This window comes from Lacticaseibacillus zeae DSM 20178 = KCTC 3804, from assembly GCF_000260435.1.
Taxonomy (GTDB): domain Bacteria; phylum Bacillota; class Bacilli; order Lactobacillales; family Lactobacillaceae; genus Lacticaseibacillus; species Lacticaseibacillus zeae.
The window spans coordinates 23,807-33,965 of the sequence record NZ_BACQ01000003.1 but is presented as its reverse complement, the minus strand read 5'-3'; the positions used below and the strand labels follow the sequence as shown (position 1 = coordinate 33,965).

Sequence of the window (10,159 nt, the reverse complement as noted above, 5' to 3'; positions counted from 1 at the left end):
TGGCAAAGACCAGCACTGTAGCTTTCTGACGCCAAAACGCGTTCGCCAGCCCAGAAACCTGCGTGTAAGGACCTTGACCGCAATGGCCAAACCCGGGCCATCACGGTCAAGGCCACTTACACTCCGGTTTCTAACCGGGCTGGCTCACGCTCTCCGCTCTAATGCCTAAAGTGCCGCACTCCCGTTGTGACCATGGCGATGCCGTATTCATCTGCTTTAGCGATGGAGTCTTTGTCGCGGATGCTGCCGCCTGGTTGGATGATGGCTTTGATGTCGTGTTTCGCAGCGTAATCAACGCAGTCGTCCATTGGGAAGAAGGCGTCACTGGCCATGACGGCGCCGGCAAAGTTTTCGTTTTGTTGCGCCTGCGTCAGTGCCAACTCGACTGACCCGATCCGATTCATTTGACCGGCGCCAATGCCTAACGTCTGATCCGCTTGGGCAACCACAATGGCATTACTCTTTACGTGTTTAACCACCGTTTGGGCAAAGGCTAAAGCTTTTAATTGATCAGCAGTCGGCTGCACCTTGGTCACAACGGTCATATCTGCCGGTGTTTCCGTCTTATCGTCACGCGTCTGTACCAGTAGGCCGCCAAAAATCGAAACCGTTTCGGTGCCCAGTTCTTCCGGTGTATCGGCTGTGTTAATCGTCAGCAGACGCACATTTTTCTTTTTGGCCAGAACCTCGTAGGCATCGTCGTCAAAGGCCGGTGCCATAATAATTTCAAGAAAGAGCTTGTGCATTTTTTCGGCCGTTGCTAAGTCTACCCGGCGATTTAGCGCGATAATGCCACCAAAGATTGACATCGGATCTGCCGCATACGCCTTGTCCCAGGCAGCTTCGATTGTGTCACCTAAACCAATACCGCACGGATTCATATGTTTAACTGCCACAACAGCCGGCTGCTTGAATTCACGCAGCATCGCCAAAGCAGCATCAGCATCTTTAATATTGTTGTACGAAAGCTCTTTCCCGTGCAACTGTTTGGCAGCTGCCAGACTCGTCGGATCAGGATCCGGTTCAACGTAAAACGCCGCTTGCTGATGACTATTTTCTCCGTAGCGCAAGTCTTGGCGCTTGTGGTAAGTGGGCGTGAATTGCTCCGGGAATGGTTCGGGATCTAAGTAATGAACGATTTGGGCATCATAAGCCGCCGTTACTGCAAAAACCTTGGCCGCCAGTTTCTGGCGCAACGCCGCATCATCTTGATCAAGGCCGGTCAAAACCGCTGAATAATCAGCCGGGTCAACCACTGCCCAAACACTATCGCTATTTTTAGCCGCAGCGCGCAAAGCAGAAGGCCCACCGATGTCGATTTGCTCGATAGCTTCGGCGCGGGTCACGTCAGGCCGTTTAATGGTTTCGGCAAATGGATACAGATTCACACACACCACGTCAATCGGCTGGATATGATGATCGGCCAACGCCTGCATATGCTTGGGATCATCGCGGCGAGCGAGGATACCGGCATGAATTTTAGGATGCAGTGTCTTAACCCGGCCATCAAGCATCTCCGGAAAACCGGTCACATCTTCAACACTGGTCACGGCCACACCTGCATCGGCCAGTTCACGATGAGTGCCGCCAGTTGAAATCAGTTCAAAACCTCGTTCAATCAATCCCTTAGCAAAAGGTACCAAACCGGTTTTATCAGAGACGCTTAACAATGCTCGTTTCACTTAAATCGCTCCTTCTTGAATGAGTTTCTTGACAGTTTCCGGAAAAATGTGATGCTCCTGACGGTGAATGGCAGCTTCCAATTCGGCTAACGTCATTCCAGGCAGTACACGAACAGGATCCTGGGCAATGATTTCGCCGGTATCGATACCCGCATCGACATAATGAACGGTCACGCCGGTTACTTTTACCCCGTAATCAAACGCATCTTTAATCCCTTGACGCCCGGGAAAACTTGGCAACAATGCTGGGTGCAAATTGATAATGCGCCGAGGAAATGCATTTAACAAGGTCGGGCCGATAATGCGCATGTAGCCTGCCAGAATCAACGCGTCGACCGGCGGAAGCTCCGTCAAAATGTGAGCTTCGGCTGCCGCTTTATCGGCATAGTCCCTGAAATTCACGACAATGGTTGGAATCTGATGATGAGCTGCTTTGCGAATCACCGGGGCACGTGCCCGATCACAAACCACCACCACAATTCGAAAATTGCTATCCTGCGCCTGCGAAGCCGCAAACAATGCTTCAAAATTAGTTCCGTTCCCTGATGCAAAAACAGCTAATGCCTTCATTCGCCTGCCACCTGCCAGTGAATCTTTTCCGCTGGATCTGCGACAACCTCGCCGATCACTTTACTGCTTGGCAAAGCTGTCTGGACTGCGGAAACCGATTCCTTGGCGACCACCAAAATCATACCGATACCAAGATTAAATGTCATGCGCATCGTAGTTTCACTCAAATGACCCGCATGCTGCAATCGATCAAAAAGTTCCGGCCGATGCCAAGCTTGCGGATCAACGCGGGCACTTAAGCCATCAGGGATCACCCGTGGCAGATTCTCGGTAATCCCCCCACCGGTAATATGCGCTGCCGCATGGATCAGGCCCTGCTGCATCAAGGGCAGCACCTGTTTAACATAGATTCGCGTCGGTCGCATGAGCGCTTGCATCATTTCAGAGCCGTCTTCCAGTGTCTGACTGCCCAAATCGGTTTCGGCCAACAATTTCCGCACCAGCGAATAGCCGTTACTATGAACCCCGGAACTTGGCAACCCAATCAGCACGTCCCCTTCAGCGACATGTTGCGGTAACCGTTTTGGTGCCGAAACAACGCCAACCGCAAACCCAGCCAAATCGTAATGATGTTGCGGATACATATCCGGCATCTCAGCAGTCTCACCACCGATGAGCGCCATCTCTGCCTGTTGACAACCAAACGCAATCCCGCGAACCACGGACTCGGCCCGCGCAACATCCAAATGATCCACCGCCATATAATCAAGGAAAAATAATGGTTGCGCTCCTGTCGCCAGCAAATCATTGGCCACCATCGCCACCAAATCAATGCCGACGGTTTCGTGGGCATCGCATTGTAAGGCCAACAATAATTTGGTTCCCACGCCATCGGTAGCACTAATCAAAGTCGGCTGCGGGACAGACGGCAACCGATATGCCGCTGCAAAGCCGCCAACACTAGCTAACACATTTTCATTCGTTGTTTCCTTGGCTAACGCGGCAATTCGCTGCACCGCTTCGTCACCAGCTTTAATATCAACGCCAGCGTCTTTGTAATCTGTCATGCGCTAACCTCCGCAACATTAACTTTGAGTGACGCAACTTCTTTATTCAGGTCGGATTCATAATCGTCAAGCGGCGTTGGATATTTTCCGGTGAAATAAGCGACGCATAACCCGCCATTTGGAGCCGTGGTCGGTAACCCGATACTATCTTCAAGCCCTTGAGTCGAAAGAAATCCAAGTGATTCAACATTCAACAAATCACGCATTTCCGGAACCGTGTGATTGGCCGCAAACAGCTCGCTGGTCGTTTGAAAATCAATGCCATAAAAGCACGGGAACCGCAATGGCGGACTGGCAATGCGCAGGTGAACCTCGGCAGCTCCGGCTTCTTTGAGCAATTTAACGATTTGTTTGGAAGTGGTTCCCCGCACAATCGAATCATCGACCAAAACGATCCGCTTTCCGGCAACGACTGGTTTGATGACGCTCAGCTTCATTTTGACGCTTTTTTCACGCAATGCCTGTGTCGGCTGAATGAATGTCCGCGCTACATACTGGCTCTTGACCAGCCCCATTTCATAGGGAATCCCGCTGGCCTTGGCATAACCGATCGCGGCTGACAGTGATGAATTAGGCACCCCGACAACAATATCGGCGTCGGCCGGTTGTTCCTTGGCCAAACGCTCACCCATGCGTACGCGCGCCTGGTGAACGTTGATGCCATGAATGTCAGAATCCGGCCGGGCAAAATAAATATATTCCATCGAGCAAACAGCCAGCGTGGTATCGGTCGTGAAATGATCAAGGTGCAACCCGGCATCGTCAATTGTAATTAATTCACCAGGTTGAACATCGCGAACAAAGTCGGCGCCAACTGCATCCAAGGCAGCCGTTTCACTGCAAACGATGTAACCACCATCTGGCATCACGCCGACCACCATCGGCCGAAAGCCATGGGGATCAACGGCTGCATACAAGCCATGCTCGGTCAGCAAAACAAACGCAAAACCGCCGTGAACTTCATTCAGCGCGGTTTTTAATTGAACCAACCAAGGCTTACCGACTTGGCGACGAATCAAATGCATGAGCACTTCGGTATCCGAAGTCGATTGAAAAATGGCCCCTTGATCTTCGAGTTCCCGCCGCAAGCTAATCGCGTTGGTCAAATTGCCATTGTGTGCTAATGCGATTGACTCATCAGAAAACCGGAAAAGCAGCGGCTGGATATTTTCCAAAACGCGACCGCCCGCCGTCGAATACCGAACATGACCTAAAGCAGCCCGACCCATCAATGCCCGTAACTGATCGGTGTTAGTAAACACTTCACTTAACAGTCCCAAACCATAATGGCGCCGCATGCCTTCTTTTGTAAGGCCAACGATACCGGCACCCTCCTGTCCACGGTGTTGCAGCGTGTGCAGGCCTAGATGGGTAATACTGGCAGCGTTGGGGTTGCCCCAAATACCAAAGACGCCGCATTCTTCATTTAAGCCTTTTGGTTCATGTACCATGGGAGTGCCTCCTCAAATGCAGTTTGCAGCTGGCCCAAGGCCACCGAAAAATGATGACTGACGGTTGTGACGTCAAATTCCGGTGCTGCTTGGACATGGCCGATTAGTTTTGCTGGCCCGTTTAAGGCTTCAAAGGCTGCCTGATTTTCTGGTGCCACCGTCATCAAGAAGCGGCCTTGGGTCTCGGAAAATCCCCAGCTGGTTGGCAGTGTCACCTTAATCTTGGCACCTAGGCCATTGGCAAAGCCCATTTCTGCAAGTGCCACCAGCAAACCGCCGTCGCTTAAATCATGGGCAGCAGTGACCAAGTGTTGACGAATTGCGCTTAAGACGAACGCTTGATTAGTCTGCTCTGCTTCTAAATCAAAGTCGAATAATCGACCAGAAACGCCGCCAGTTTGCAGTTTTTGTAACTCACTGCCGTTAAAGTCGCCATGCGTTTCACCAACCAGATAAATCAAATCATCGGCGTGCTTAAAGGCTGCTGTCGTGATGGTGCTGAGATCTTCAATCAGCCCCACCATCCCGATCATCGGCGTCGGATAAATCGCGTGCCCATTCGTTTCGTTATAAAGCGACACATTACCGGAAATCACCGGTGCGTTAAACGCTTTGGTAGCTTGAATAATGCCTTTAGCTGCCTCGGCAAGTTCGTAAAATGCCTCCGGTTTGGTTGGATCGCCAAAGTTGAGGCAGTCGGTAATCCCTAATGGCTCTGCGCCACTGGCAACCAGATTCCGTGCGGCCTCAGCGACACTCATTGCGGCACCGACTTGCGGATCCAGATAAAGATACCGGCCTTTGCTGTCAGTCGTCATCGCCAATGCCCGATGCGTCCCGCGCACGCGAATCACTGCGGCATCACTGCCTGGCAGTACAACCGTATTGGTTTGCACTTGTGCATCATAGCGGCGGTATAAAGACGACTTATCGGCAATGGTCGGCATCGCCATCATCGCTTTCCAGGTTGCGACCGGATCCGTCACAATCGGATCAAAATCAGGCGCCGGGTTAGCCAGATGTTCTGGTATTTTAGCTTCCTGTTCATAGACCGGCGCATCATCGGTTAAAGAGCTAACCGGCACATCGCAAACTAATTTGCCGTGATGATAAAGTTTGTATTGATGCCCATCAATGACGTGGCCAACGACTGCCGCATCCAAATCATAAGCAGCAAAGACATCCAAAACTTCCTGTTCAAAACCGGCGCGAACACAAAGCAGCATGCGTTCCTGCGACTCGGATAACATAATCTCAAATGGGGTCATGTTGGCTTCACGCTGCGGAATCAAATCAAGATCCAAGGCCATGCCGCTATTGGCTTTGCCGGCCATTTCGACACTGGACGAAACCAACCCTGCTGCACCCATGTCCTGAATGCCGACAAGCGCCTGCTGATGTTGTTGGGTAATCTCAAGGCACGCATCCATCAGCAGCTTCTCCATAAATGGATCGCCGACTTGAACGGCTGAGCGATCAGCTGCCTCATCGTCGGAAAATTCACTGGACGCAAAGCTGGCACCATTAATGCCATCCCGCCCGGTTTTAGCGCCGACATAAATCAAGGCATTACCGACGCCCGCTGCTTTGCCTTTTTGAATCTGATCCTTATCCATGATGCCCACGCACATCGCATTCACCAGCGGATTGCGCGTATAGCTACCATCAAAATTGGTTTCGCCACCCACTGTCGGAATGCCGATCGCATTGCCATAACCGCCAATCCCAGCAACAATCCGGTCAACCAGATGCTGAGTGTGCGGTTGATTAAGATCGCCAAAAGCCAGTGAATCTAGCATCGCTACAGGCTTAGCACCAATGGAGAAAATGTCGCGGATGATCCCGCCGACACCGGTTGCGGCACCTTCATAAGGTTCAACCGCGGAAGGGTGATTGTGACTTTCGGCTTTAAACACCACCGCTTTGCCTTCACCGATATCAATGACGCCGGCACCTTCACCCGGCCCCATCAAAACCCGTTCGTTCTTGGTCCAGAACTGACGCAGGATCGGTTTGCTGTACTTATAAGCACAGTGTTCACTCCACATGCCACTTGCCAAACCGATTTCGGTATCATTTGGCTGATGGCCGATTAATTCGGTAAAACGGTCGTATTCTGCTTCGGTTAATCCCAAGTCAAGATAGGATTTCTTTTCGGCAATGGCCGTTGGACTCATTTCAACGTGCGCCACGAATGTCGGCTCCTTTCGTTTGTTGGATAAGCGAATGAAAGACGCCTAATCCATCAGTACCGCCAAGTAAAGCTTCAACCGCGCGTTCCGGATGCGGCATCATGCCCAGAACATTGCCAGCAGCGTTCGTGACACCTGCGATATCATGGACGCTGCCATTTGGATTATCGGCATACCGGAACACCACCTGGCCATTGGCTTCAAGCGCAGCCAACGTTTCGGGATCGGCATAATAATTGCCCTCACCATGTGCGATTGGCAACGTCAACTGTTCCCCAACCTGATATTGATTGGAAAACGCCGTGTCCGCACGATCAACGGTTAACGTCACCGGCTCACAGATAAAGTTTAGATCACGATTCCACTGCAATGCACCAGGTAACAAACCGGCTTCGGTCAAAATCTGAAAGCCATTGCAGACACCAAGTACGTAGCCGCCAGCATCCGCAAAATCTTTTAGCGCCGTCATGACGGGTGAAAACCGGGCGATGGCACCGCTGCGCAGATAATCACCGTAAGAAAAACCGCCGGGTACCATCACGACGTCGTAACTGCTTAAATCGGTTTGATCCTGCTTGATCAATTCACAATCAGCACCCGCAATTTGTTGAACTGCCCATTGCAAATCCAGGTCACAATTGGATCCGGGAAAAGAAATAACAGCCGCTTTCATGCCTCATCCTCCGTGATTGGCTCCAAGTCAAAGCGATAGGTTTCCATATTGACGTTGGCAAGCAACTGATCACAAATCGTATCGACTTGCTTCCGGACTGCTGCTTCAGTGCCGCTAAGCTTCAATTCGAAATATTTACCATACAAGACATCAGCAACATTGTGATAATCCATCCGGCTTAAGGCCGTTTTGATGACTTCGGCCTTGGGATCCAGTACAGAAGGTTTGTAGGTCACGTAAACTTTAGCTTTAAACATGAGCAGCTCCTTTTTCTTGTAGTCGATTAAGCACTTCTTGATAAACCGGTGTTAATGGCCCCCGATTTTGGCGAAAAACGTCTTTATCAAGCGATGCACCGGTTTGTTGATCAACCAAGCGGAAATTATCCGGTGACAATTCGTCTGCTAATACCAATGTGCCGTCTTTTAACGTTCCATACTCAAGCTTGAAATCAACCAAGGTGATGCCGACTTCATTGAAGCGTTTTGTGAGATAGGCATTAATGCGGTCGGTTAATGAACGAACTTCGCGTAACTGTTCAGGCGTTGCTTCATGTAAAGCAAAAATTTGTGCCTCGTTCATGAATGGATCGCCGAGTTCATCGGACTTGTAATAATATTCGTGGATCGGCGGGTCGAGCTTCATCATCGGCTTTACATTGAATTTCGTGACAAAGTGCCCTGATGCATAATTACGCACCACCACTTCCAGCGGCAGCATCGTCGCTTTTTTGACGATCATTGTGGTGGCATCCGGTGAATCAATGTAGTGGGTTGGGATACCGGCGGCGGACAACTCCTTAAACAACAAGGTCGAAATGGCCCGATTCAGCTCACCTTTATGATCAATCTGCGCTTTCTTCTCCCCGTTCAATGCCGTGGCCTGATTGGTGTAAGCCATCCATAAAACGTCCGGATCTTCGGTTGCAAAAACCTGCTTGGCTTTGCCGGTATACAGTAACGTTGTCTTCTTCACCATGCTGCCTCCATTTGTTTAAGTATGTCCAAAACATTGCGCTCATCGGTCACCGTGATATGCCCCATCTTGCGGCCAGGGCGAATCTCTGCCTTGCCATAAACGTGCATGTGCCACTCGGGATGTTGCGGCCATTTTGCTTTTGCCTGAGTTAAATCGTCACCCAGCAAATTGCGCATCACCGCTGGCTGCTTCAATTTGATCGGCGGGATTGGCAAGCCACAGATGCTCAGAATGTGCGCATCGAACTGCGAAAAGTTACAAGCTTCAATCGAATAATGGCCGGAATTATGTGGCCGCGGTGCCAGCTCGTTGGCGATCACGTTATCCCCTTCAAGAAACAGCTCAACGCCAAGCACACCACGCAAATCAAGTCCTAAGGCAATTTTGGTCGCCAAGTCATCAATCTTGTGAGCTAACACCGGTGAAATGTTCGGCGCCGGTGCTAAAGTGAGGTGCAAAATGTGGTTTTTATGCCGATTTTCGACAATCGGGAAAACTCGGACTTGATCGCGACCATCACGCGTGATCATGACAGAGGCTTCGCGATCGAATTGCTGGCGTTTTTCCAAAATGCAAGGTCCGTGCGCAAGCAACTTTTCTCCAGCCGGTACATCTGCCATGGTGTTAATGTCCTGTTGGCCGTGCCCGTCATAACCGCCTGTTGTGGTTTTCAGAATCGCAGGCAAGCCGATCTTGGCAATCGCAGTTTTCAACGTAGTCAGTGAATCAACTGCCGCAAACGGGGTCACCGGAACGCCGTGGGTTTCAAGAAAAGTCTTTTCCTTGATGCGGTCCCGGGTCGTTGCCAGAATCGCTGTACCTTGAGGGATCCGGGTTAAAGGTCGGACAGCCTCAAGTGCAGCCAAGTCAACGTTTTCGAACTCATAAGTTAAAACATCGGATTCCTTGGCTAACTTGGTCAACGCCGCTTGATCATCGTAGGGCGCCGTAATTTGAAAGTCAGCGACCTGCCCTGCTGGTGAATCAGGTGTGGGCTCGAGAATGCCGACACGATAACCCATCGTCTTGGCGCTTTGGGCTAACATCCGACCAAGCTGGCCACCGCCGATAATGCCGATTGTTGCCGGAGACGCCACCACATCAATCATTTGAGTGCAGCCTCGCTTTCTTCGGCGCGTTTGGTCTGCTCGGCGCGAAAGGCTTCGAGACGTTGGGTTAATGCTTCATCTGTCAACGCCAGGATTGAAGCGGCAAATAAAGCAGCGTTGACAGCACCGGCATCACCAATGGCCATGGTTCCGACTGGCACTCCGCCGGGCATTTGGACAATCGACAGCAAACTATCGACGCCATTTAATGTTCGGGTTTTGATTGGAACTCCGATGACAGGCAAAAGGGTATTGGCTGCAAGCATCCCCGGTAAATGGGCCGCGCCGCCTGCTCCAGCAATAATCACTCCAAAGCCTTGATCAGCCGCTTGTTTACCGAATTCCGCAAGCTTATCCGGCATCCGATGAGCCGAAATAACGTGCTTTTCATAAGGAATCGCCAACGCCGTCAATTGCGTCGTAACCTGTTGCATCGTCGGCCAATCCGAGCTTGATCCCATGACCACAGCTACTTTCTGCATCTTGTTCCCTGCTTT

Annotated in this window: 10 protein-coding genes; all 10 read right to left on the bottom strand. The window is 51.1% G+C overall.

Annotation, left to right across the window (positions count from 1 at the left end; all coding sequences use genetic code 11):
* Positions 1 to 158: 158 nt before the first annotated feature.
* From purH to purE, 10 genes are read right to left on the bottom strand one after another with little or no spacing between them, the layout of a single operon-like run.
* A complete protein-coding gene (gene purH, locus GSO_RS00380; RefSeq protein ID WP_010487792.1) occupies positions 159 to 1,682 on the bottom strand; it encodes a bifunctional phosphoribosylaminoimidazolecarboxamide formyltransferase/IMP cyclohydrolase in 1,524 nt (507 codons plus the stop codon).
* The gene (gene purN, locus GSO_RS00375) at positions 1,683 to 2,252 is read right to left on the bottom strand and encodes a phosphoribosylglycinamide formyltransferase (protein ID WP_010487790.1); all 570 of its coding nucleotides are present in this window, start codon (positions 2,250 to 2,252) and stop codon (positions 1,683 to 1,685) included.
* Positions 2,249 to 3,259 (bottom strand): phosphoribosylformylglycinamidine cyclo-ligase, encoded by a 1,011-nt coding sequence (purM, locus tag GSO_RS00370; protein WP_010487788.1) that lies wholly within the window; start codon positions 3,257 to 3,259, stop codon positions 2,249 to 2,251. The genes purN and purM overlap by 4 nt, the downstream gene beginning before the upstream one ends.
* Positions 3,256 to 4,710, bottom strand: coding sequence for an amidophosphoribosyltransferase (gene purF, locus GSO_RS00365; RefSeq protein WP_010487786.1), 1,455 nt, complete (start codon positions 4,708 to 4,710; stop codon positions 3,256 to 3,258). The genes purM and purF overlap by 4 nt, the downstream gene beginning before the upstream one ends.
* Positions 4,686 to 6,902, bottom strand: coding sequence for a phosphoribosylformylglycinamidine synthase subunit PurL (gene purL / locus GSO_RS00360; RefSeq protein ID WP_010487785.1), 2,217 nt, complete (start codon positions 6,900 to 6,902; stop codon positions 4,686 to 4,688). The genes purF and purL overlap by 25 nt, the downstream gene beginning before the upstream one ends.
* Positions 6,889 to 7,575, bottom strand: coding sequence for a phosphoribosylformylglycinamidine synthase subunit PurQ (gene purQ / locus GSO_RS00355; protein ID WP_010487783.1), 687 nt, complete (start codon positions 7,573 to 7,575; stop codon positions 6,889 to 6,891). Before purQ ends, purL begins: the two co-directional genes overlap by 14 nt.
* Positions 7,572 to 7,832, bottom strand: a complete 261-nt coding sequence (gene purS, locus GSO_RS00350) for a phosphoribosylformylglycinamidine synthase subunit PurS (protein ID WP_010487780.1) — start codon at positions 7,830 to 7,832, stop codon at positions 7,572 to 7,574. The genes purQ and purS overlap by 4 nt, the downstream gene beginning before the upstream one ends.
* Positions 7,825 to 8,553, bottom strand: coding sequence for a phosphoribosylaminoimidazolesuccinocarboxamide synthase (purC, locus tag GSO_RS00345; RefSeq protein WP_029345484.1), 729 nt, complete (start codon positions 8,551 to 8,553; stop codon positions 7,825 to 7,827). The genes purS and purC overlap by 8 nt, the downstream gene beginning before the upstream one ends.
* Positions 8,547 to 9,662: a 5-(carboxyamino)imidazole ribonucleotide synthase gene (purK, locus tag GSO_RS00340; RefSeq protein WP_010487776.1), complete on the bottom strand. Its 1,116-nt coding sequence runs from the start codon at positions 9,660 to 9,662 to the stop codon at positions 8,547 to 8,549. Before purK ends, purC begins: the two co-directional genes overlap by 7 nt.
* Positions 9,659 to 10,144, bottom strand: a complete 486-nt coding sequence (gene purE, locus GSO_RS00335) for a 5-(carboxyamino)imidazole ribonucleotide mutase (RefSeq protein WP_010487774.1) — start codon at positions 10,142 to 10,144, stop codon at positions 9,659 to 9,661. The genes purK and purE overlap by 4 nt, the downstream gene beginning before the upstream one ends.
* Positions 10,145 to 10,159: the final 15 nt, after the last annotated feature.